Origin of the sequence: Clostridium sartagoforme, from assembly GCF_004794105.1 — a bacterium.
In the GTDB taxonomy this organism is placed as follows: Bacteria; Bacillota; Clostridia; order Clostridiales; family Clostridiaceae; genus Clostridium; species Clostridium sartagoforme_B.
In genome coordinates this window covers 22,681-48,008 of the sequence record NZ_SRYR01000006.1, presented here as the reverse complement: position 1 = coordinate 48,008, position 25,328 = coordinate 22,681, and the positions used below count along the sequence as shown (strand labels likewise).

Sequence of the window (25,328 nt, the reverse complement as noted above, 5' to 3'; positions counted from 1 at the left end):
TTTAACAATCTATTCTAGGAGATGATGAAAATGATAGGATTAATAATAAGTGGACATGGAAACTTTGCATCTGGATTACGTACATCTATAAAACTAATTGCAGGAGAGCCTTATAATGTAGAATATGTTGATTTTGAAGAAACAGATTCTACAGAAACTCTAAAAGAAAAATATTATGCTTCATTAAAAAATTTAAACAATTGCGATGGTATTTTAGCTCTTAGTGACTTAGCTGGGGGATCACCATTTAAAACACTAGTTGAAGTTAAGACGGAAATAGAAAAACCAATGGAGGTAGTAGGTGGTACAAACCTTCCTATGGCTCTTGAAATCTCTATGACTAAAGATATTATAGATGATGTGCCTTCTTTATCTGAATCAGCAATTGAGGTTGGTAAAAGTGGTGTCGTAAAGTTTGAGTTTAAGGCTCATGAAGATATTGAATGTGAGGATGGTATTTAATATGGTAAATTGGGAAGTAGTTTTATGGACATGTATTACTGTTGCAGTATTAGCTGGAATAGTTGCCCTAATATTAATATTTATATCTGCTAAAAACATTAAAAAAAGAACTTCTGAACTTAAAGATATTCATGTTGAATTAAAATCAGGTATGAAAGTAATGTTCTGTGGCGGTATATATGGTAAGGTTGTATCTGCAGGAAAAGAAACTGTAGAGGTCGAAGTTGCTAAAAATGTAGTAATAACTATATCTAGATATTCAATTCAAAATACTTTATAACAGCTTACTTGCTAAGCAATTTATTAATAACTCCTAAAGAAAAGAGAAGGAACTGCCTTCTAGGCAACTCCTTCTCTATTTTTTATTTTAACTATATTATACATATTTTCTGTTATTTAAATACTGTTTGAGCATACTCACTAGGACTTATTTCATAATGTTGAGTAAATGCCCTAGAGAAGTAATGTATTGAATTAAAACCTAACATAAATGCTATTTCACTAATTGTATACTTGTTCTCTTTAATTAATTCCTTACTTTTAGATAGTTTTAAATCATTTATATATTTTTTAGGTGATGTATTTAAATTATTTTTAAATAGTGTTTGTAAAGATGATCTTGAAATTGCAAATTTACTACAAAGTTCTTCTATAGTAATTGGAGAGCAAATCATCTTATTAATATAAGCAAGTATTGCTTCTAATATCTCATCTTGGAAATGTTGTTGCGCTTCTGTAGGTAGCTTGGCATCATCAACATCTAAATAATCATATTGAAATAATCTAATAATAATCTCATGAAAATTGCTTAAAATTAAGTTTTCTGAGTAAGGTATTTCACTTGATATATTCTTAGCAAATTTCCTTATAATCTTATATAATTCCTTCCTACAATGAAATACTTTATTACATATTAAACTCTCGTCATCACACTTCATATCAAACATAATGGTTAAATATGAACATGATAAATCATTATTCACAGCTTGCGTATGAAACTGATTTTTTCCATAGATAATTAGATCAGATGAATTTAAGGTGTAATTAACACCATCAATTGATGTATCTAGAGTTCCTCTATCAACAAAGGTTAATTCATATAAATTATGTTTTTCTCCTTTAAACTTATAGTTTGGACTCTTTATTGTATAATAATAAGCCATTATTTCAGGTATATTTATAGTAGGCAATATTCGATTATAAACATATGGTGGGTTTAAAAACTCAAGCTTTAGATTATAGCTAGATGGTATTATTAAGTTAAATTTTACTATATCTGTCATTGAGATAATATTGAAATACATATTAGGTTTAATTTCTAAGTTCCTATGAACTGCAAATAGCTTAAAATCACCACTATTTGAATCACTAATTAATATAGACGCCATTCCTTCAACAATCTCTATATATGCTGGTTCTAAGAAATTATATAAGCTGGAAATAACTTTATCACTAGTTACAATTTGTTTTCGTATTAAATCATTCTTATTCATATCTTTTTCTTCATCATAAATAGAACCATACTTTCTAAATTGAGCACTAGTTGTTTTATCATACATACTAAGTCACCTCACTATCAAATCATTAGTCAATAAATACTAAAATATATTATTATTTCTTTATTGAATAATATGTTAACATAAGCAGTTTTATTCAATAATTTAGAAATAACTATGTAAATGTTAACATGGACAGTTTTATTCAGTAATTTAGAAATAACTATATAAATAGTAATTTGATTTAAATCATCAATTCATATCCTAATAATACCATCAAAAAAATATTTTTACAAAAATTTTATCCCTATATTTAATAAAAAAGCAATATACTTATATTTATTGAAAACGTTGTTAAAAACAATAAAATATATACTAAAAAGTGTAAAGATTACGATTCTTTTAATCTATATAATAATATCAAGGACCAAAATAAGGGTTTCCTTACAAAAAAAATAAAGGAGGTGATATTATGCCAAATATTGTACTAACAAGAATAGACAACAGATTGATTCACGGACAAGTTGCCACTCAATGGTGTGGCTCTATTGGAGCAAACTTAATTTTAGTTGCAAATGATGTTGTTGCTGAGGACAAGCTTAGACAAGGTTTAATGGATATGTGTGCTCCATCTTATGCTGCAACTCGTTATTGGACAATAGACAAAACCATAAGTACTATCCATAAAGCTAGTGCTAAACAGCTTATATTTATAGTTTGTGAAAATCCTTCTGATGTATTAAGGCTTGTTGAAGGTGGAGTTCCAATAAAAAAGGTCAACATTGGAAATATGCATATGGCTGAAGGAAAAAGGCAAGTAGCCGGTTCAGTTGCAGTAGATGACAAGGATGTAGCGGCATTCAAAAAGTTAAAGGAATTAGGGGTAGAGCTTGAAATAAGAAGAGTTCCTACTGAAGGTACTGAGAATATTGAAAAGATATTTAAATAATAAGGAGGGAGAATACTAAATGGATTTTAATTTTATACAAATTCTATTGGTTGCAGTATTTGCATTTATAGCAGCTATTGACCAATTTAGTTTCTTAGAGTCATTATATCAACCAATCGTATCCGGAGCTGTTGTTGGTGCAATTCTTGGAGATTTACAAACTGGACTTATTGTAGGTGGTACTTATCAATTAATGACAATTGGAAATATGCCTGTTGGAGGAGCTCAACCTCCAAATGCTGTTATCGGCGGAATAATGGCAGTAGTATTTGCTATTTCTTCTAAATTAGATCCAGCAGCTGCAGTTGGACTAGCAGTTCCATTTGCACTACTTGGACAATATTTTGTTACTTTCTTATTCACAGTTATGTCACCATTAATGTCAAAGGCTGACAAATATGCTGATGAGGCAAATCCAAAGGGTATTGAAATGCTTAACTATGGCGCAATGGGTGCTTTAGGAATATTATTTGCAATTGTAGTTGTTATAGGATTAATAGGTGGTAGTGCTGCTGGTGCTACATTATCAGAGTTATCAGAAAAATATGCTTGGTTCATGAATGGACTTAGTGCTGCTGGTGGAATGATGCGTTATGTTGGATTTGCAATCTTATTACGTATTATGTTATCAAATGACTTATGGGGAATTTACTTTGCAGGTTTCGCACTTGCAACAATTATAGGAAAAATAGAAGGCTTATCAGGCTCAGCATTATTATTAATTGCACTTATTGGAATTGCAGTATGCGTATATGACTTCCAAACTAATGTAAAAATGAAATCTGCTACAGCCAATATAGGAATAGGAGGAGATGACGAAGATGGAATCTAATAATACATTATATAAAGATTTGACTCCTGCCAAGCAACTTGATAAGAAAACCTTAAATAAGATGGTTTGGCGTTCATTATTCTTACAAGCTTCATTTAACTATGAAAGAATGCAAGCTGCTGGATGGCTATATGGTATATTACCTGGATTAGAGAAGATTCATACTGATAAAGAAGATCTTTCTAAGTCTATGAAACACAACTTAGAGTTCTTTAACACTCACCCATTCCTTATTACTTTTGTTATGGGTATAATACTATCATTAGAGCAACAAAAAGCTGATACTAATACTATCCGTGCTGTCCGTGTTGCTGCAATGGGACCTTTAGGTGGTATCGGAGATGCTATTTTCTGGTTCACATTAGTTCCAATTACTGCTGGTATTACAGCTAATATGGCTATTAATGGCTCCTTAGCTGGACCGATATTATTCTTACTAATATTTAATGCTATTCAATTCATAATTAGATATTGGTTAATGCATTGGTCATATAACTTAGGTTCAAAAGCTATTGATGTCTTAACTAAAAATGCTAAAGAATTTACACGTTCAGCTTCTATGCTAGGTGTATTCATAGTTGGAGCTCTTACTTCAAACTATGGAGCAACAAAATTAGCTATCGAAATACCAAATGGAGAAGCTCCAATTAATATCCAAAATATATTAGATGGTGTTCTTCCTCAAATGATTCCACTACTTCTTACATTAATGTTATTCTACTTAATTAAGAAGAGAAAATGGACTCCAGTTGCTTGTATAGGTTTATTACTTGTAATAGGTATCGTTGGTGGATTCTTCGGAGTATTCGCTGTATAATATAACTTAAGAAATTAAAGAGGACATGTTATTCACACTAGCAGTCCTCTTTTCTTTATTTATTATTATTGACCTTCTTAGCATAACTTAATCATAGTACATTAAAATCATAATACAATTTATTGTATTATTTTAATCTGGTGATTTTATTAATTACTAATTTTACTGACTATTCTTCTTTATTCTATATTTATAAATTGGAAACCCTATAATAGTAATAACAATTCCCCCTAAAGATATAATAGGTGATGTAAGTAGCTGATTTATTACAACAAATCCTCCTCCTAATATAGCTACTAAAGGAATTATAGGATATAGTGGAACTCTATATGGCCTATTAAGATTAGGTTTACTTTTCCTAAGCATAATTACCCCTATAAAAGTAAGTACATAAAATACCCATATTGCAAATACAGTTAAATCACTTAGCAAATTAAATTGTCCTGTTAAAGCATATATACTAGCAAGAATTGAAATTAAATATATAGCGTTATAAGGTGAACTCCCCTTATTTACCTTGATAAGCATCCTGCTTCCAGGTAATAATCCATCTTTGCTTAATGCATATGCAACTCTAGGACCAGTTAATAAGTATCCATTTAATGTACCGAATACAGATATTAATATACCGATAGAAATTACCTTCCCTCCAATTGCTCCAAAAATCTTTGTCGCTACAAGAGATGCTGGTGATGTAACCATCGCTAAATCACTTGCTGGTACTACCCATAAATAAGCAATATTAATAGCTAGATAGACTGCCATTACTAATGATAATCCCCCTACTATAGCCCTTGGTAAATCCCTACCTGGATTTTTCATTTCTCCAGCAATAGCTCCAACATTTATCCATCCATCATAAGCAAATAATGTAGATACTAGCACTTGCCCTAAGGTTGTTATAGTATTCACACCACTTCCCACCATGGGATTAAATACTGACGTGCTATTTCCTCTTATAAATCCAAATATAATAATTAATACTAATGGTACTAATTTTCCAACTGTTGCTATAGTTTGAATATATCCTCCAAAGGATGAACCTATAGTGTTTAAGAATGCAGTTAATAATATTATTCCTACTGCTATAGGTAATACAAGTATCATATTATCTGAAGTAGAACCTAAAAGTTCTGAAGCTTGTTGTGCAAATATTACAGCACAAGCCGCAATAGTACCAGGGAAAAATAAAACTGTCTGCATCCAACCAGTTAAGAAACCTAAGCTTTTTCCATATACCTCTTCAATATAAACCATCATACCACCAGTCTTTGGTATAGCTGCAGATACTTCAGTGGCTGTAAGTCCTCCAGCTATAGTTATAAGCCCTCCTAGAATCCAAGCTATAAGCCCCAAACCTGGTGCTCCATTAGTGGCAGTATATATTGCTTGTGGCTTAAAAAATACCCCTGAACCTATAACTACTCCAACAACTGTAGATAAGGCAGCTAAAAATCCAATATTCTTCTTTAGTTCTTTACTCATTTTTTCCTCCCTAACATGTTAATTAATATAGGACTATTATTTACTTATTTTATTTATTCAATTAATAAAAGTAAATAAACTTTAAAATCTTTATTTAACTTTTAAAAAAGCTTATACTTAAGTGAGACTCTAAATCTCTGATTTAGAGAGTTGAACTTCAAATATAAAAATAGATTGAGGAGTTTATATATGAGAAAAAAAGATATACTTGAACTAAAAAAACGTTTGAAGAAAGATTATTGCACTTTTACTAAAATGTGCGGTTGCTACGTTAATGGAGAAAAACATGTTATCTTAAAATTTAGAGAAACATTTTTAAATTTAGATGAAGATGAATACTTTAAGTACTTAGAAATTGCTAAAAAAGTTCTTTCTGGTACTATAGGAAATAATATTTTAGAACTTAACTTTCCATTTAATGATGACCTTATAAATGAAAAGCAAGTTTCTCTTATGCAATTAAAAAATAGTCAACTTAAGGATGACTCTCTATTAGATGATTTTTATCAATCTATTATTGAAAGCTATGATTATACTGGTAACTTTTTAATACTTATTTTTCATGATGCTTATGATGTTATTACAAAGACAAAGGATAACCTAAAGCTAGATGAATCTGAAGAAGTATATGAATATGTATTATGTGCAATTTGCCCTGTTTCACTTTCAGATCCAGGCCTTAGATACTTTGAAGAAGAAAATAAAATAAAAGCACGTATCAGAGATTGGGTAGTGGAAAATCCAACTAATGGCTTTATATTCCCTGCATTTATTAATCGTAGTTCAGATGTTAACTCCATTATGTATTATACAAAGAATGCTAAGGATACTCATCCAGAGTTAATGGAAAATGTTTTAGGCTGCTACTCAAAGCAAACTGCTGCTATTCAAAAGGATACCTTCCAATCAATTATTAAAGATTCCTTCGGTGCTGATGAACAAAAGGCAGATAAAATATTTATGGAAGTACAGGATAATTTAAATAATATTATCGATGAATATAATGCCATATACGATGATCCAGATTCTGATCCTATAACATTAACAAATAAAGATATTCAAAATCTTTTAATAGAAAGTGGAATCCCTGAAGAACTTACTTCTAAGATAGAAAAGTCTTATGTTGCATGCTTTGGTGATGACCTTCCTTTAGCAGAAAACTTAATTGATACAAAGGTACTGAAGGCAAATGAGCAAAGAAAAAGAGAAGAAAGACTTGAAAAGCAAGTTGAGATTTTACAAAATAGACTTGAGCAGGTCAAACAAGAAGTTGCTATAGATAAGGAATCTGCTACTTTATCAGATAATAATGATGACTCGGCTTTAGAAGATTCTGTTGAATCTAATTTAGATGAACATATAGAACCTAATTTAGAAGAATCTAAAGATAATGATCTAGAAGTAACAGTAGAAGTTATTGCTGAAGAAACTCAAGAAAATATCCAGACAGATGATAAAGCTGATTCTGAATATGATGTTATACTTCAAGTAAAACCTGAAAAGATACCTCAAATAAAATCTCAAATGATTGATGGACAAAAATGCATAGTTATTCCTATCGATGAAAATGAACAAACTACAGTAAATGGATTAGATGACTTATTTTAAGTTATATAAATAAAATGGTATTGCCACACAATAGATACTAAATACTAACCAATAAGTAATAAAAAATTAATGAAAAAACAATTATTTTTAGTTTTAATTTTTTAATGGTGCTGTTACACAAACGGCACCTTTTTTTACATTCTAAATCCAATTATTTGATGTAATAATTTGTATTTGGTATAATATTCTAAAAGGTAGGAGGGCGTAATATGATTGAAGGAAACAATTATAACGAAGATATACAAGTATTTAAAAGAATATTTTCTGCAGAAGCAGATAACTTATTATCTAATGAGGATTTAGCTGTTGTTTATATAGGTAGAGAAACTTGTCCATTTTGTCGTAAGTTTGCTAATAAATTAAGTGGATTAACTGATAAAATCAATACAACTATTTATTATGTAGATAGCCAAGATTCTTCAGATAATAATCTTAAAACATTTAGATCAAAATATAATATAGTAACTGTACCAGGCTTTATTGTTAGAAAGAATAATGAAGTTGAAGTTCGTTGCGATTCTTCCACTCCAGAAGATGAAATATTAGAAATGTTAAATAATTAGTACTATATTATTTAACATAATTTCCTTGGAAATATAAAAGGAGCTACTATCCCCCATAAGTACATATGGATTTTAGTAGCTCCTTTTATTATATATTAAGAAATTTTATCATTCATAAACTTGTTTTTTAGTATTACAGCTCTTATAGCTTCGTACTTAATATAGTCTGGTAAACTCTTTTTAATAACTTGAATTTTATCTATTCCATTTTTATTAATAGAACTTAAAATTATATCTTCATTTTCTTTATCATAGTACTTATCTAGGTCTATCTTAATACTATAATCTCCTGTTGCTTTTATATAATCTGTAACATATCCTAAGATAGTTGAAATTGATATTTCCATATCCCCTGATATATACTCTATCTCTTCCCCCATATTAAGTCTATCTAAAGCTATTTCAGAAGATGCCCTAGTTTCTCCATCTATAATAAGCTTTTTCCTCTTCTTTTCTTTCCAAATAGGTTCAATGCCCTTTTCAATAATATAATTATTAACTTCTTCAACTATTTGCTGACCATATCCTTCAATCTTCTTTGGTCCAATTCCGCCTATATCTTTAAGTTTATCTAAGGTATTAGGATATCTTCCACTTATTTCTTTCAATGTATTCTTACTTAAAACCATTGATACAGGTAGGTTAAGCTTTTTAGCTAATTCTTCTCTTATTTTTATAAGTCTTTCTAAAAGCTCATTATCACTATTCACTTCAAAGTAATCATCTTCTATTTCTTCTAATTGTACTTCTTCTATTGCTACTTCCTTCTTAATATTATTAGCAGCTACATACTCTCTAATAATTTCTATAAATCTTTCTCCATATCTCTCATACTTAATCTCACCAACTCCTGATACTTGAAGGATTTCATCCTTATTTATAGGATACTTTATACTCATCTCTCTTAAAGTACCATCACCAAATATCATATATGGAGCCTTCTTTTCTTCTTCAGCTATTTCACGTCTTAAGTATTTTAATTTATCAAATAAGTCATTATTCTCTGCTTTATTACTTTCAATATTAACTTCCTTAAGTAGAACTTCAACTTCTCCCTTTATAACTTTAAAAGATATATTATTTAAAGCCACAGTTGAAAATTCCTCATTAACATCTAAATATCCATGAGCAATTAATATATTTATAAATTCCTTTAATCCATCACTTGAGTACTCTTTCATAATTCCATAAGTACTTATTTCATCAAAACCAAAGTTTAAAAGCTTCTTATTTTTAGATCCTCTAAGAACATCTACTATCATACCTACTCCAAAGCTTCTCTTCATCTTATAAATACAAGACATAACTTTTTGAGCATCTATAGTTTTATCTTTAACCTCACCTTTATTTAAACAATTACTACAATTATCACATTCCCCTTCATAGGAATCTCCAAAGTAATTTAATATATATTTCCTATAACAGCTATTTATATAAACTAAGCTTGTCATTTGTTGAAGCTTCTTATATTGATTATTCTTTCTTATTGGATCTTCAGTACTAACTTCTATTAAGTATTTTTGAGTAATAACATCTGCTGGTGAAAAAAGCATAATACATTCACTTGCTTCACCATCTCTCCCAGCTCTACCTATCTCTTGATAATATCCTTCTACATTTTTAGGCATATTATAATGAAGAACATATCTTATATTAGGTTTATCAATTCCCATTCCAAAGGCATTAGTTGCAACTATTACAGTAACTTCATCATTTATAAACCTTTCTTGATTTTTAATTCTCTCATCATTAGAAAGGCCTGCATGATACTTTCCTACATTAATTTTATTCTTCTTTAATAATTCATATATACTTTCTACTTCTTTCCTTGTTGCTGCATATATTATTCCAGAGTCATTAATATTATTTTTTATATAGTTAACTAAAAACTTCTTTTTCTCTATACCTTTAACAATATTAATCCTTAAATTTTCTCTATCAAATCCTGTTACAAATACCTTAGGCGAATTAAGCTTTAATAAATTTACAATATCACTCCTTACTTCTTCTGATGCAGTTGCAGTAAAAGCTGTAATAATTGGTCTTTCTATAAGTTTATCAATAAAGGTTGCAATACCTTTATAACTTACCCTAAAGTCATGTCCCCACTGAGATACACAGTGAGCCTCATCAATTGCTACTTGTGCTATCTTAATCTTAGTAATTGCTGTAATAAAATCATTTGAAAGAAGTCTTTCAGGCGCAACATAAATTATCTTATATTTATTATTCTCAATCCCATTCATTATTTCATTAAATTCATACATAGATAATGAACTATTTAAAAAGGCAGAATTAATTCCAGTAGAATTTAAGGTATCAACTTGATCTTTCATAAGGGATATAAGTGGTGAAATTACTATTGTTATTCCATCCAAAATTAAGGATGGAATCTGATAACAAATAGACTTCCCCCCTCCAGTTGGCATAATTGCAAGAACATCTCTACCATTTATTATTTCATCTATTATCTCTTCTTGCCCTCTTCTAAAGCTCTTATATCCAAAATATTTTTCTAAAACTTCTAATTTATCAACTGACAATGCTATTCTCCTTATTTATCCTTCTATTTTATTATCTTAATTATAGCACTGTATCTCTAAATATATTCATTAGTATTTTAATTTACTATATTTCTAAATATCGATATCTCTTCTTATTTTAAAAATAAATAAAAATAAACAATTGCTATAATAGTTTATTTACTTTTTTATACACTTTATGTATTATTTGTAATTAATAAAAAACCAATAAAAAAACCGTACCTATTTGTCAGTACGGTTATAACCTAATTATCTTAAACGTTAAATTTAATATCTAATAGGTGAAAATATAACAATATGATAATCACATAATTATATTAAAATCCTTAATAATACTACGAGTATTTCTACTAATTTACTTAATATTAAAATAAAAGATAATCCCCATAACACTCCATATTAGTAGGGATATCATAGATTCCTTTCCTAATCCAGCTGGAGACATTGGAAGTAGTAATAATAATATAAATAAAATACTTATCATCACTCCTAATATTGAAAATACCTTACCAGATTTCTTTTCAGTCTTTCTATATGCAATATATGAAACATAAAGATATGCTACAGCTGCTCCAAGAGATGACATATCTACAATCCATATTATAACTTCCCTACCGAACCATGGAGCTATTAAACTTATAGATGTTAAAAATAGTATTGCATTTTTGTATACTCCACTTCTATTTACCTTCCCCATTTTATCTGGTAGCATCTTATATCTAGCTACAGATCCTAGTAGCTTTGAGCTACAAATCATAAATCCATTAATTCCACTCCATACCGCACCACATAATGCCATTATAAGCATAAAGAATGCTACTTTTCCTAGTGTTCCTAGCACAGCACTACCAGTTGCCCACTCAAGGAGTACTGCTTGTTCAGGTGTATAAGCTAAAGCTGTTATTATATTTAATATATTGTATATCAATGTTCCTATAATAAGCCCAGTTACAGCAACTATTGATGCCTTTTTAGCTGAAAATTTATATTCATTACTTAATTGAGGAATAGCATCAAATCCAATAAAAGCAAAGGGCGTTATAGCAAATACCATAGCTATTGCCTTTATATCAAATGAGTATTCTTTAATATAAGTTTGAACGAAGGCTTCCCTTTCTCCCTTAAATATCATTCCTATAAAGACTAAAAACACCATTGATATTAGTATTACTATTATAATATTCTGTATCCTAGTAGATTCTTTTAATCCTCTTATATTAAAATAAGCAAAAATCAGAATAATAATGCTAGCTGCAAGTATTTCACCTATATACACATTATATCCTGCAACATTATATAGATATCCAAACTCTAAAACTCCACCCACTAACTTCTTTATAACTAATGGAAAAGCAGTAGCATTTAGAGGAATCATTGTAAAATAAGCTAAGGTAAGGAACCACCCAACAATAAACCCATGCTTTTTCCCTAAATTATTATATGTAAAGGCAAATTCTCCTCCCTCTTCATTTTGATTGGACATCATAACTTCATAGTTTCTTTCAATTACAATAATACATAATGCTCCTAGTATAAGTCCTATAGCTGTATTTATTACTCCAGCTTCCTTTAAAAATTTAGTTCCTGGTAGCATAAATGATCCCCAACCAATAATACCACCTACAACAATAGAAAATACATCTAGCCTATTAAGATATTTCTTCATATTTTTTCCTTTCTACTTTTCTTTAGCAACAAAACCTATGTAGAATTAACTACATAGGCTTGTAAAATATTTCTTCTATTATATTATCATGTTATTGCTATCTATGCAGGTATATTAAATTTCTTAACTAATTTAACTCCTAGTAAACCACCAACAACAAGTGTTACTAAAAATACCCATCCTGATAATGAAAGGTTAGCTATTCCTGAGAATAAAGCACCAACGTTACATCCACCTGCAAGTTTTGCTCCATATCCCATTAATATACCACCTAAGCCATAGAATGCAACATCCTTAGCTTTAAAGTTTACAGTTAGCTTCCATCTTCCAGCTAGTAACATACAGATAGCAGCCCCTAAAATAATACCTATATTTCTTACTGAAACTGGATCATTTAATATTCCTTTAGTAACTACTTCAGCACTTCCTTTAAATGCTTCTATTGCTCCAAAGTCAATTCCTAACTTACTAAATAACCATACTCCCCAGTGAGTATATGGGCCTGATGCACCCCAGCTTGAATTAGTTGTATTAATTATAAATATAAATAATATTGCTATTAATGCAGCTCCTGTAAAGAAAGACCATCTTTCAACAAAAAGCTTATGATAAGTTTTATTACTTAAAACCTTATATTCTTTTTCTTCTTCAATTGCCTTTTCCCATTCAGCATACTCTTCTAGCTTTTGAGTTCCAGCTTTCTTTCTCTTGTTTTCATATATCTTAACGATAAAATATAGTCCTAAAAGTAGTAATAATGATACTAATACTGCACCAACATATCCAAAAGTATCTGGTAAATAAACAGTTAATGAATTCTCATATAAGAATGTTTTCTTTAATGAAGGTAAATTCCAAGTACCAAGCATTCCTCCTATACAGAAGAAGAAAAGAACTATTAAACCTCTTACTGAACCTTCACCAGTATCTGATAATGTACCTGAAGCACATCCTCCACCTAGTACCATACCGATACCAAATAATATTCCACCAATTATAAATCCTAATGAAATTGCAGATACGCTGCCTGTACCAGGAATAGTAGCAACATCCTTAGCAGCTCTAAAAGCAGCTTCAGCTCCACTTTGTGCTCCTGCATAATGAATTCCAGCTACACCAATTACAGTTATAGCAAATAAGAATAATAATGCTTTGCTTAGCTTCCCATCACCAGTCATAGCTATCTTTCTAACTCCACCAGCAAATCCGAATCTAGATCTTTGTAGTACATAACCTAACATTAACCCTGTAATTAGAAATAATGCTAACTTACTTTTATCCGCATAACTAGTCATAATAAATGCAGTAATTGCAGCAATAATTCCAAATCCTATAAATACTTGTCCTTTTTTCATGATATCCTCCTATGTTAATTAATTATTTATTTAAAGTTTTTAAATCCCTACTTTTATTCAGAGGCTGCTTTACAAATAGCCTCATTAAAAATTAAAACTTGTCCCAAAGTACCTTTTATTAATCAAAGTTGTAATCTGTAACTATCTTTTCTCTTCCGCTTATCATATCGCTATAGTATTCATAGAAACTAATTCCCATAAATCCACCTGAAACATTATATATATTATCAAAACCTAAATGTCCTAGAGTTAGTGCTGCATTATAACTTCTTTGTGCACTTCTACAATGTAAATATACTGGTACATTCTTAGGTATTTCATTAACTCTATCTCTTAATTGACTTAATGGAACATTCTTTGCTCCTTTGATATGACTTAATTCATACTCATCTTCTTCTCTTACATCTATGATATAAGCTCCACTTTCTACTAAGTCCCTTACTTGATGTAAATAAACTTGTTTAAATGTTCCTTGCAGAAGATTAGTTGCCACTAATGCTGCATGATTAACAACATCCTTTGCAGTTCCAAATGGTGGTGCATAACAAAGTTCTAAATCTGCTAAATCATAAACTGTTCCATTAAACTTAATTAATGTAGCAATTACATCAACTCTCTTATCTGCATTTCCTCTACCTATTGCTTGTGCTCCTAATACTCTTCCTGTTGGTACTTCAAATATTAATTTAAAATGCAGTGGCTCACTTCCTGGCATTAATCCTACTTTATCTTGAGGTATTACTCTAACAACCTCATAATTAATATTTAAGTTAAGAGCTTTAATTTGACCCTCTGTTAAACCAGTAGATGCTCCATTATAATCAAATACTTGGATACATGATGAACCAATAAATCCAGTATTTCTAACAGGTAATCCGTTAATATGATCTGCTACTGCTCTTGCTTGCTTTTGAGCTGGTCCTGCAAGTGGAAGCTTAGTTATGCTATTTGTTAATGCATGATGAACCTCTATAGCATCTCCTACTGCATATATATCGTTATCATTAGTCATATAATTAGTGTTTACTTTTATAGCACCTGTTTGTCCTATTTCCAATCCAGCTTCTCTAGCTAAATCAGTTTCTGGGATAACTCCAATTGCCATAACTACTGCATCTGATATAATCTTTTTTCCTGATTCTAAAACTACTGTATCTTTTTCAAATGAACTTACCTTATCTCCAACTATAAGATTAACTCCATTGTCATACATAGCTTTATGTAATACTTGTACCATATCATAGTCAAATGGTTTCATTATTTGATCCATTGCTTCTACTAAAGAAACATTATATCCTGCCTCTTTTAAGTTTTCTGCAACCTCAACTCCTATAAATCCACCACCAATTACCGTAATGTTCTTACTTCTACTTTCTTTAATAAATACATTAAGCTTAGCTATATCTACTACATTTCTTACTGTAAATAAATTCACCTCATCAATTCCCTTAATAGGTGGAACTATTGCTTTAGCTCCTGGTGAAAGTACTAGCTTATCATAACTCTCAACATACTCTTTTCCGTTAACTACATTTCTTATTGTGACTTCTTTCTTTTCTCTATCAATTCTAACTACTTCACTAAATACTCTTGCATCAATTTTATATTGACTAAAGAACTTTTCTGGTTTCATTAAAACTAAATCTTCATGATCTTCAACTTTTCCACTTAGATGATATGGTAAACAACAATTTGAAAATGAAACGTGTGGTCCTCTTTCAAACATTATTATTTCAGCACTTTCATCTAATCTTCTTAATCTAGCTGCAGTTGATGCTCCCCCAGCAACCCCTCCGACAATAACTACTTTTTTACTCATACCATTACTCTCCTATCTATATAAAACAATTACTTTGACTGACCAGTATAGATTGTTAAATTTTTATCCTTCTTTAGGATAACATATAATAACTCATTAGGTGTAATAAGTATTCCTTATCTACAATAAGCAAATGTTATATACACTTAAAAAGTATATTTTATACATCTCCAACGTAAGTTTTATATATCTTCAAAATTTGACATATATTATATGGTTAATATAGAATATAAGAACTATGAAATTTAGGGGAAGTGAACAAATGAATCTAACTTACTTACGTTCTTTTTATATAACAGTAAAGTGTAATAGTATCTCTAAAGCTGCTAAGCAGCTACATTTAACTCAACCTGGCCTTAGTATGCAATTACAGAGCTTAGAAAATGATATTGGTGAAAACCTTTTAAATAGAAGTAATAAAGGAGTTGCCTTAACTGAGGAAGGTAAGGTAGTCTTTGAATATGCTGAAAGTATGCTTTCATTACAGGACAACCTTGAGCGTAATTTAAAGAATCTAAGAAATAAAAAGTCTAAACTATTTATTTCTTCATGTAAAAGCATTGGTGAACATATATTGCCTTGTAGCATTTATACCTTTAAGGAAATCCATTTCAATATAGATATATCAATGGAAATAGATAACTCATATAATGTTATAAAAAACCTGACAAACCACGCTACTAATATTGCTATTATTCAAGATATGGATGTTCCTGATAATGTTAGTACAACTCCTATAATGCCTGATAAACTAATCTTAGTTGGAGGTAGAAATATTACTAAGAGTTCTATTTCTATAAAGGAATTAACTGAATTGCCTTTAGTTTTAAGAGAAGAAGGCTCAGGAATTCTTGCTTTACTAGAAAAAGCTCTTCAAAACAAATTAATTTCATTAGATAACTTAAATATATTAATTTCCTTAAACTCTCTTGAATCTATAAAATCATCAGTGGCTTCTGGTAGAGGGTACTCCTTCCTTCCAGAATCAGTAGTTACCCACGAACTTAGGACAGGTGCCTTAAGACAAATTACTATTGAAGGCCTAGAAATTCCATATAATTACTACATAGCCTTTAGAAAAAACTATAATTTTACAGATCATGAAGAAAAGTTTGTTCAATTTTTAACATCAAATAAGAGATGTTTTTGTTATTAGATATAATTAAAAGGGCTGTTTATAAAACAGCCCCTTTATTTTTTATTACTAATTATTTACTTTATATTGTGCAACAGAATCTTTTTATTATTTCTACTTTATTTTTCTAATTAAGAATATACCTGCTAAGCTAAGGAAAGCTGCTAACACTGGGAATATAACATTTGTTTCATCAGAAGTTTGTGGCACTGTTATCTTATCTTCATTATTATTAGTAGTGTTATCATTCTCCTCTATAGGCCCTTCTTCAGACTTATCAGCTTTATTCTTAAATGCTTCTTCCCATTCTTTTATCTCTGAATCTGTTATTGAAACTTCTCCATTATCCTTAACTACTAACCTTCTAGTAGCTTCTGATTTTATATATCCATTTGGTGCTGATTTTTCACGTACTATATATTCTCCAGGAAGTATATTTTCAAATCTTACAACTCCATTTTTATCAGAAATAGATGTTGCTATAACTTCTGTTCCCTTAAGAAGTTCAAAGGTTGCATTGCTTAAAACAGAGTTATTATCACCATATTTAATAAACTGAATAGAATTTTCTACTTTATTTATAAATAGTGTTTCTGCTTCAGTCTTAGCTTCACCAACAAGGGAGCTTACTCCATTCTCATCAATTACAACAGTGAAAGCCTTGTCTGAAGCTTTGAAATACTTACTATGAGAACTTACTTCTCTAATTTCATACTCTCCTGGTTTTACATTTAAGAATGTTACTAAACCATTTACATCTGAGAATACTGTTACTCCATATCTCTCACCATTAATTAGTAATTCAAATTCTGCACCAGCAAGAATACCCTTCTTATCATTAATATACTTAGTAAAGCTAATTCTACCTAAAATCATTTTATTTATATAAAGTGATTCTAAATCTTCATCTGTCTTTACTACACCACTTTCCTTGAAAGTAACTGTTCCATCACTATTTACTGTTACTTCTACTTCCACCTTAGAAACTTCATATCCCTTTGGCGCGGATGTTTCTTTCAATGTGTAAGTTCCTTCTTTTATACCACTGAAAGATACTAATCCTGTATCTGTAGAAATTGCTGTATATTTAACTTCTTCATCTTGATATAGGGCAAATTCTGCTCCATTAACTGGATTTCTATAGTTGTCATTCTTATTAAATTGGAATGAACCAGTCTTTTCAATGATCTTCTCATTCTCTATTATCTCAAGTTTACTTTCATCAATAAATGTACCTTCCTTTGTAACATTTACTGTCCATGGCCCTGCTTCTTTGTAGCCAGTTGGAGTTGTTTCTATTAATGTGTAGGTTCCTAATTCAATATTTTCAAAACTTACAACTCCATTTTCATTAGATACAGCCGTTGCAACTTCTTTATTATCTTGCATTAACTTAAATTCTACGCCTGGAATTCCTGTATCAGTTCCAGATACTACTTTACTGAAACTAAATTCAGTTTTGCTAATATTATTAACAAAGATTCCATTTAGATCAGTTAAAGCTTCTTCCTCACCATCTAAATTGAAGGTAACTATTCCATCTTTATCTACTGTTACTATTATTTCATCAGTAGATATTTCATACCCATCAGGTGCCTTTGTTTCCTTCAATATATAATTTCCTTCTTTTATACCACTGAAAGATACTACTCCAGTACCTGTAGAAGTTGCTGTATATTTAACTTCTTCATCTTGATATAGTGAGAATTCAGCTCCACTAACTACGTTTCCGTGGTTATCCTTTTTATTAAATTGGAATGATCCTGTTTCTTCAATAGGCTCATTCCCAAAGTTCCCCATAAAGCGTCCAACCCAGTGTATTTCTGAATTAGTACTTCCATTACTCGCATCTAATCCATTAGCTATAATAGTACCATCAATAGCACAATATCCACTTGTAAAAGCTATATTAGCACTTGGAGCAAGTAAGGAGCCTCGTACTATAGTATTTTTTACCTCAATATCAATATCATTACCTTTTATAGATGGATCAAAAGTCCAAATTATACGATTAGCAAGATTATCAGTATTCTCACTATGTAATATTTTTCCATTTAGAAACATATCCTTATAGTCAACAATATTCCCTTTAACCTTAATTATAATTGTACTATTTTTTGCATCGTCATTTATATAGTTAAAATTAATATTCTTTCTTCCTGAAGAAAAATCAACTTCAAAAACATTAAGTCCATTAACCAAATCAAATGTAATTGTCTTATCATCATATTTTGTTTTTGATGTTATCTCCTTATTCCATAAATCATTGTTTAATTTTATAAGGTCAGATCTTGCATCTTTTAAGAAGCTATCTATTTGTTCTTGATTTTTATAAATTACTCCTTCTTTATCCTTAACATCTAGTTTGCTAATATCTACATTTGTACCAACAACTACATCACCATTACTAATTAATATTTTAGAGTCACCATTTATACTTTCTTGTGCTATAAGACCTACATTAAATTGTGGAATTTCAATATCATCAAATTGATTAATTCCACCTATTAAGCCCTTATCGAATGTACTAATTTTAACATTGGTAATCTTCTTAGCTACAACCGGTCCTCCTGTTTCATTAAAATCCTTAAACTCATTAAAGAATAAAGCACTAAAGTCATCTGCCCCACCTAGTGGGTTTTTGCCTGATACTGGAGTCCATGTTAAGTTATTTGCACTAATTCTTTGAACACCATCTTTTATTGATCCATCTACGACTTTAATAGAATAAGTTTTAGCACTTGTTTCACCCACTAATTTAATAGATGCTGTTGTTTCACCTATTTTAAGTCCCTTAGCCATGACCTTCCACTTACCATCCTTATTATCTATTGCAAAGACAAGTTCAGCTATATCTGGATCAGCTACACTCATATTTTCTCCAGGATCATTTGCTGCTTCAACAATTCCAACCATCTTTCCTATACCAACTTCATAAACTACATTTTCTTCAGCATATGTTATATTAGTCATATTTATCAGCATCATCAAAGCTGATAAAATAAATGCCGTTACTCTTTTCACTTTTCTCAATTTCATCACTTTCCTCCTTTAATTACTTTTATTTATATTCATTATTGCTCATTTCTTCTGCATATTTTAATTATACATTATGTGGTAATATAGGCAAATATATATATTGTTGTATATTAAAAGTAAATGTTATCAGAAAGTGATTTTTATATTAAATCAGAAGTTTTATTGTTAAATTATGTAACTGATTTTAATATTAATCATTTTCAAATATTGTTTTGTTAAATAAGATATAAAATAAATAAAAAATTGTTAATAATTTATATTTTTAGAATTAAAGTACTTTCCTCATAAAAAAAGTAGTAGCCCTATCTTAATAGAGCTACTATCTCGTATATAATAAGTTATATTTTGAAATATTAGATAATATACTTTTATCCTCTTGCCAATTTTGAACGAATATTAGTTGAAAAAAATTCTATTATTAATACTAAAATAATTAATCCAGTTAATATTGCACCTACTTCATTCCACCTATAAGAGTTCATTGCAAAAATAAGAGGCGCTCCTATTCCACCAGCTCCAACTATTCCTAACACTGTAGCATCTCTTAAATTCATATCAAAACGATATATTATTGTAGATGTAAAATCAGGAAAAAGCTGAGGAAGGATTCCATAGCGTATCTTTTGGAAGGTTGTGCAACCACAAGCATCTAAAGATTCTAATATTTTTATATCAAGATCTTCAATGGCTTCAATATACATCTTAGATATCATACCAATTGAGCATAAAGACATTGTTAATAACCCTGCAAAAGCTCCTCCCCCTGTTACCCTTATAAACATTAGCCCATAAACAAAGGCAGGCACTGTACGAATTGCCATAATAATAAAACGTCCAATTAAAGCTATCCCCTTCGGAACAACATTAGTAGCTGATATAAATGAAAGTGGAATTGCTAATACTGCTCCAACTACAGTCCCTAAAAAAGCTATACAAACTGTTTCTAAAAGTAGATACGCTACACCAGAAGTGGTAAAATTAAATAATAAATTCGTATCTGGATGGAATATTCCTGATAATATATTGCTGGCAATTTTGAACCCATTATTAGTTAGTTCATTTATATTAATTGTAGTTCCAGACCATGCTAATAAAATAGCTATTATAATTGCAACTACTAACTTCCATAACCAATAGTTAGGTTGATTTTCATATTGATTTCTAACTGCTTCTTTCATTTCATCCCTCCTATGTAAGCTTCACTCTTAAATAGTGGCTAATCCATTCAATTATTACTACTGTTACAAAAAGTGCAACTAAAATCATCCCAACACTGCTATACTCTCTCCATCCTATCTTTTCATTTAATATTACTCCAAGGCCTCCTGCTCCGACATATCCAAGAATTGATGCATATCTAACATTTCCTTCAAAGCAAAAGAGAGATACTGATAAAAATGATGGTAAAACTTGAGGAATTATTGATGTTACAAAAGCTGATGCCTTACTTGCTCCTATTGCCTCTGCTGCTTCATAAGATCCCATGTCCACAGTTTCTATAAGTTCATATAATTGCTTGCCTACATATGCAAAAGTAAATAATCCTATAGCAATAGTACCTGCCATAGTCCCAAGTCCAAACATATAAGTAGCTATCAATGCTATAACTAATGTAGGAAGAGTACGTATTATACTTAAAAACAACCTCGCTATTGATAATACAATCTTGTTTTTCACAATATTATTTGAGGCTATAATAGCAAATGGAATTACTGTAACTGCTCCAATAAATGATCCTAACACAGACATTTTAATTGTATCGAATAATGGCTTCCATACGCTTGGCATATACTCAATGTTAGGTGGAACCATATCCCTTAAAATTACAAAAAATTCATTTCCTCTCTCAATTAATATTAATAAATCAAATCCTGTTACCTTTATAGAAATAATCATTGAAATTATAAGTATAATTAAAATAATTGGAGTTTTTGATGGCTTTATATCAATAATCTTACCATTATTCAATTTAACTTTTTGGGGTTTTATAAGCTTGTCATATATCTTCATAATGACACCGTTGACTTTCTATCTAAATCCTTTTTATAAATTCTATCAAGTATTTCATTATTAACATTCTCAGCTTTGCCATCATAAACTATTTTTCCATCTTGAATACCAATAATTCTATCTGCATATTCTAATGCTAACTCAACATGATGTATATTTATTAAAATTGATATATTCATTTCCTTATTAATTCTCTTAAAGTCATCCATAACTTGTTTAGCTGTTACAGGATCTAAAGAAGATACTGGTTCATCTGCAAGTATAATCTCTGGATTTTGCACTAAAGTACGTGCCAGAGCAACACGTTGTTGTTGACCTCCAGATAATTGATCAGATCTTAAAAATGCTTTTTCTACAATTCCCATTTTATCTAATGCTTCTAATGCTTCTATCTTATCCTTTTTTGAAAACAATCCAAAGAGTACCTTAATAAAGGGCATATCTGGTACTTTTGCTGTTAATACATTTCTAATTACAGTAGCTCTAGTTACTAAATTAAAGGATTGAAATATCATTCCAATTTTTCTTCTAAACTTTCTTAACTCTTTACCTTTCAATTGACTAACATCTATTTTATCTACCATAACTTTTCCTGATGAAATATCTATTATTTTATTAATTGTACGAATAAGAGTAGATTTACCAGCTCCTGATAGGCCGATTATAGCTACGAACTCCCCCTTATCGATAGTTAATGTAACATCATCCAGTCCCTTTACGCCATTTGAATATACCTTAGAAACATGTTCAAACTTTATCATACTGTCACCTTAGCTTTCTTAATATTCATATTACAAAGTAAAAAATGGCAGGACTACTCCTGCCATAGACCTATTATCTTATTGCTTGTTTAACTTCTTAATTAACTCCTGCGCTTGACGTTCATTATCATAGTCTGAAGATTTTGCAGGTTTATATCCCTTATGACTATAAATAGCTATAACCTCTTTGCCCTCTTCTGTGTTTCCTATATTAATAAATGCATTGGATAAAGCTTTCTTAAGACCATCAGTCATAATTTTAGATGTCTTACTTACGCTAACTGTATCATTATAAATTGCTGGGGTTACCCCTATTACATTAGTTTCTTCCCAAACAGAACTGCTTCTTCCATATTCACTTGTCCATTTATCTACATAATCATTTCTAACATCTGCATATCCAACAATTAAATCTACTTGTTCTGATGCAAGTCTAGCCATAGCACTTCCATAAGAATCTGATTGTACTGTATGTTGAAGATCTGTAATGCTCTTATTAAAATTCTCTTGAAGCCATAATGATGGATAGATATATCCCGCTGGAGATGATGAACTCATTACACTAAGATTTGCACTGTTTAAATCATCCCAAGTTAATTTTTCTCCTGAATTTACTTTTTCAGCTAACTCTTTTCCCTTTTCAGATGGACCAGCAATCATTAATGCTCTATATGATACAGCTTGTTCAGTGGTCTTTTCTGTTTCTTTTCCATCATTCCAATCCTTTGCATTATCAGAATCCTTCTTTAATCCATCCCTTGTAGCAGTTAATAATACTTCTGCTCCATCGTCATATAATACATAAGTTCCTCCTGGAATTAATCCTACATCTGCAGTTCCTGCTGATAAAGCTTCTCCAACAGCTTCATAGTTCGTTCCAACAGTAATTTCAACTTCCTTTACGTTATAACCTTCATTTCCTAACTCCGTTGTCAACATCTCCTTTAAAGGTTCTGTTGCAGTTATAATTTCTTGTGGTTCTCTTGATGGAACAAAATATACTCTTAATTTATCTATGTTCTTATCTTCATTGAATTCTTGCGCAGTACTTCCTGAATCATTAGAAACTTGTTTATTACACCCTACTATAGCTGTCATTCCTACCATTAGCATCATCGCTAAACATAACATCTTTTTCTTCATAAAATTCTCTCCTTCTTTTATTTTTACAAATTAAATGATTAAATTTATCGTAAGTAATTGAAAATATTAAATTATATTTTAATTAAGAATTTCTATAAATCATTTAAATCTATTAAAATTATATCCGAATAATTTTGTTAGTTATATCCTATTAATGTAAAATTGTTGTAAATAAAATTTTACATTATTCTTCTAATAACTAGTTAGGTCTAATTAATTCTACTTTTTTAATTTTTATTCTAGAACTACATTACTAACTATATTTAATCGTATTCAAAAGTGATAAAAAATACTTCATCCAAAGATAATTTGCGCCTTTATTATTTAATTTAAAGAAAACGTCAAAAAAGGTTGTAGTTTAAACTACAACCTTCAACAATCTAAAATTATCTTCTATTTTGTTCTTTTCTAGCTCTTCTACAAGATACACCTCTTGTTGTCTCGTTATAAACCTTTCTTATTAGCATTTTTGCTTCCTTTTGTAGTAATTAAATATTATATTCCAACACTTTTTTATTTTTTAATATCTGAAAATTTATCTTTACTATTTTCTGTAATAAAGTTTTTAAATAAGTTTGCTGAAGGCGTTAAGTATCTATTTTTTAAAGTTGCAAGATATATAAACCTTTCATGTGTTGGTTTTATTATTGGTAGAATCTTTATATTATAATTCTTCAAAGATGATATCCTTGGAACAACTGCAATCCCATAATTTATTTCTACTAATCCTGCTACTGCATTATCCTCTTCAACTTCACATATTATATTAGGCTTTAAGTCTATTTTTTCAAATAATTTATTTATTAATGGTCTTATTCCACTTTTCTCACTAAAACCTATAAATGGATAATTATCTAAATCTATTAAATCAATACTTTCCTTTTTAGCTAGGGGATGCTCATTAGATACAATCACAACTAATTCCTCATTCTCTATTGGTATGAAATCTACTTCATCTTCATTTTCAACATATGAACAAAGTACCATATCATATTTTTCATTTTTTAGTTCTTCTATAAGAACCTTTGTCGTCCCTTGACCAAATACAAATTTTATATCTTTATTTTCTTCCACTGTTACAAATTTTTTAATTAACATTGGTACGAAAGTTGGACCAAGTGTATATATGTATCCTAATTCAATAGTTCCAGATGAAATATTAGTTAATTCTCTTAGCTTTCTTTCGCCTTTTTCTAGCTCGCTTAATGCTCTATCTACATATTCAAAATATATCTTTCCATATTTAGTTAACTTTATATTTCTTCCTTGCTTTTCAAATAAATATGTTCCTAAATCCTTTTCTAATGATGACATAGCATGACTTAAGCTTGGTTGAGTTATTGATAATTTATCAGCTGCTTGAGTATAATGTTCAAGCTTTGCTAAGACTCTAAAATAATTTAAGTGATTTAAATTCATAAGATTTTCCCTTTCCTATTAAGTTTCTTAATAACAAAAATTTTTAAATCCAAAATTTTATATGCCATATATAAACTTAGATATTAAAATAACATTCTTTTGTATATAATTTATCTCAATTATATTAAAGCAAACCTACAATAATATTCTAAGTATAACATATTTATAGATTATTTCTATAAATAAATGCAATAATATGTATTAGATTTATTGAAAATAATATATT

At 29.7% G+C, this 25,328-nt stretch carries 20 protein-coding genes; 8 read left to right on the top strand and 12 right to left on the bottom strand.

Annotated features, from left to right (window positions below; all coding sequences use genetic code 11):
- Positions 1–30: 30 nt before the first annotated feature.
- A complete protein-coding gene (gene agaF, locus E5347_RS11655; RefSeq protein WP_136007404.1) occupies positions 31–462 on the top strand; it encodes a PTS galactosamine/N-acetylgalactosamine transporter subunit IIA in 432 nt (143 codons plus the stop codon).
- Position 463: 1 nt separating this feature from the next.
- Positions 464–742, top strand: coding sequence for a preprotein translocase subunit YajC (yajC, locus tag E5347_RS11650; RefSeq protein WP_243109778.1), 279 nt, complete (start codon positions 464–466; stop codon positions 740–742).
- Between the two features lie 112 nt (positions 743–854).
- Here the strand turns inward: yajC and E5347_RS11645 are convergent, their stop codons facing one another.
- Positions 855–2,021, bottom strand: a complete 1,167-nt coding sequence (locus tag E5347_RS11645; RefSeq protein ID WP_136007402.1) for an AraC family transcriptional regulator — start codon at positions 2,019–2,021, stop codon at positions 855–857.
- A 409-nt stretch (positions 2,022–2,430) separates the two neighbouring features.
- On the opposite strand from E5347_RS11645, the gene agaV reads away from it, so the two are divergent.
- Genes agaV through E5347_RS11630 form a run of 3 tightly spaced genes read left to right on the top strand, consistent with a single transcriptional unit; the run spans position 2,431 to position 4,556 of the window.
- The gene (gene agaV / locus E5347_RS11640; protein ID WP_136007401.1) at positions 2,431–2,907 is read left to right on the top strand and encodes a PTS N-acetylgalactosamine transporter subunit IIB; all 477 of its coding nucleotides are present in this window, start codon (positions 2,431–2,433) and stop codon (positions 2,905–2,907) included.
- Positions 2,908–2,926: 19 nt separating this feature from the next.
- Entirely contained in the window at positions 2,927–3,739 is an 813-nt protein-coding gene (locus E5347_RS11635; RefSeq protein WP_136007400.1) for a PTS mannose/fructose/sorbose/N-acetylgalactosamine transporter subunit IIC, read from the top strand.
- Entirely contained in the window at positions 3,729–4,556 is an 828-nt protein-coding gene (locus E5347_RS11630) for a PTS system mannose/fructose/sorbose family transporter subunit IID (protein ID WP_136007399.1), read from the top strand. The genes E5347_RS11635 and E5347_RS11630 overlap by 11 nt, the downstream gene beginning before the upstream one ends.
- A 162-nt stretch (positions 4,557–4,718) precedes the next feature.
- Here E5347_RS11630 and E5347_RS11625 read toward each other — a convergent pair whose 3' ends face one another.
- Positions 4,719–6,041 (bottom strand): APC family permease, encoded by a 1,323-nt coding sequence (locus E5347_RS11625; RefSeq protein WP_136007398.1) that lies wholly within the window; start codon positions 6,039–6,041, stop codon positions 4,719–4,721.
- Positions 6,042–6,230: 189 nt separating this feature from the next.
- Here E5347_RS11625 and E5347_RS11620 point away from each other — a divergent pair, with 189 nt between their 5' ends.
- The gene (locus E5347_RS11620; protein WP_136007397.1) at positions 6,231–7,649 is read left to right on the top strand and encodes a DUF4317 domain-containing protein; all 1,419 of its coding nucleotides are present in this window, start codon (positions 6,231–6,233) and stop codon (positions 7,647–7,649) included.
- A gap of 209 nt (positions 7,650–7,858) precedes the next feature.
- Positions 7,859–8,212 carry a thioredoxin domain-containing protein gene (locus tag E5347_RS11615; RefSeq protein ID WP_136007396.1) on the top strand — a complete coding sequence of 118 codons (354 nt, stop codon included), beginning with the start codon at positions 7,859–7,861 and terminating at the stop codon, positions 8,210–8,212.
- A 95-nt stretch (positions 8,213–8,307) separates the two neighbouring features.
- Here the strand turns inward: E5347_RS11615 and recQ are convergent, their stop codons facing one another.
- The 4 genes from recQ to E5347_RS11595 form a co-directional block, all read right to left on the bottom strand.
- On the bottom strand, positions 8,308–10,755 hold the full coding sequence (recQ, locus tag E5347_RS11610; RefSeq protein WP_136007395.1) for a DNA helicase RecQ: 2,448 nt from the start codon (positions 10,753–10,755) through the stop codon (positions 8,308–8,310).
- Positions 10,756–11,110: 355 nt separating this feature from the next.
- Entirely contained in the window at positions 11,111–12,421 is a 1,311-nt protein-coding gene (locus E5347_RS11605; protein WP_136007394.1) for an APC family permease, read from the bottom strand.
- A 101-nt stretch (positions 12,422–12,522) separates the two neighbouring features.
- Positions 12,523–13,776 carry a YeeE/YedE family protein gene (locus tag E5347_RS11600; protein WP_136007393.1) on the bottom strand — a complete coding sequence of 418 codons (1,254 nt, stop codon included), beginning with the start codon at positions 13,774–13,776 and terminating at the stop codon, positions 12,523–12,525.
- 118 nt (positions 13,777–13,894) lie between these two features.
- Positions 13,895–15,595: an FAD-dependent oxidoreductase gene (locus E5347_RS11595; protein ID WP_136007392.1), complete on the bottom strand. Its 1,701-nt coding sequence runs from the start codon at positions 15,593–15,595 to the stop codon at positions 13,895–13,897.
- 262 nt (positions 15,596–15,857) lie between these two features.
- On the opposite strand from E5347_RS11595, the gene E5347_RS11590 reads away from it, so the two are divergent.
- Complete coding sequence (locus E5347_RS11590; RefSeq protein WP_136007391.1) at positions 15,858–16,751, top strand: LysR family transcriptional regulator; 894 nt, start codon at positions 15,858–15,860, stop codon at positions 16,749–16,751.
- A 93-nt stretch (positions 16,752–16,844) separates the two neighbouring features.
- Here E5347_RS11590 and E5347_RS11585 read toward each other — a convergent pair whose 3' ends face one another.
- The 6 genes from E5347_RS11585 to E5347_RS11560 form a co-directional block, all read right to left on the bottom strand.
- The gene (locus E5347_RS11585; RefSeq protein ID WP_136007390.1) at positions 16,845–19,769 is read right to left on the bottom strand and encodes a SpaA isopeptide-forming pilin-related protein; all 2,925 of its coding nucleotides are present in this window, start codon (positions 19,767–19,769) and stop codon (positions 16,845–16,847) included.
- A gap of 368 nt (positions 19,770–20,137) precedes the next feature.
- Positions 20,138–20,947 (bottom strand): phosphonate ABC transporter, permease protein PhnE, encoded by an 810-nt coding sequence (gene phnE / locus E5347_RS11580; protein WP_136007389.1) that lies wholly within the window; start codon positions 20,945–20,947, stop codon positions 20,138–20,140.
- 10 nt (positions 20,948–20,957) lie between these two features.
- Positions 20,958–21,779 carry a phosphonate ABC transporter, permease protein PhnE gene (gene phnE, locus E5347_RS11575; protein ID WP_136007388.1) on the bottom strand — a complete coding sequence of 274 codons (822 nt, stop codon included), beginning with the start codon at positions 21,777–21,779 and terminating at the stop codon, positions 20,958–20,960.
- A complete protein-coding gene (gene phnC, locus E5347_RS11570; protein WP_136007387.1) occupies positions 21,776–22,540 on the bottom strand; it encodes a phosphonate ABC transporter ATP-binding protein in 765 nt (254 codons plus the stop codon). Before phnC ends, phnE (E5347_RS11575) begins: the two co-directional genes overlap by 4 nt.
- A gap of 78 nt (positions 22,541–22,618) precedes the next feature.
- Positions 22,619–23,683 carry a phosphate/phosphite/phosphonate ABC transporter substrate-binding protein gene (locus E5347_RS11565; RefSeq protein ID WP_136007386.1) on the bottom strand — a complete coding sequence of 355 codons (1,065 nt, stop codon included), beginning with the start codon at positions 23,681–23,683 and terminating at the stop codon, positions 22,619–22,621.
- 513 nt (positions 23,684–24,196) lie between these two features.
- A complete protein-coding gene (locus E5347_RS11560) occupies positions 24,197–25,102 on the bottom strand; it encodes a LysR family transcriptional regulator (RefSeq protein WP_136007385.1) in 906 nt (301 codons plus the stop codon).
- Between the last annotated feature and the right edge of the window lie 226 nt (positions 25,103–25,328).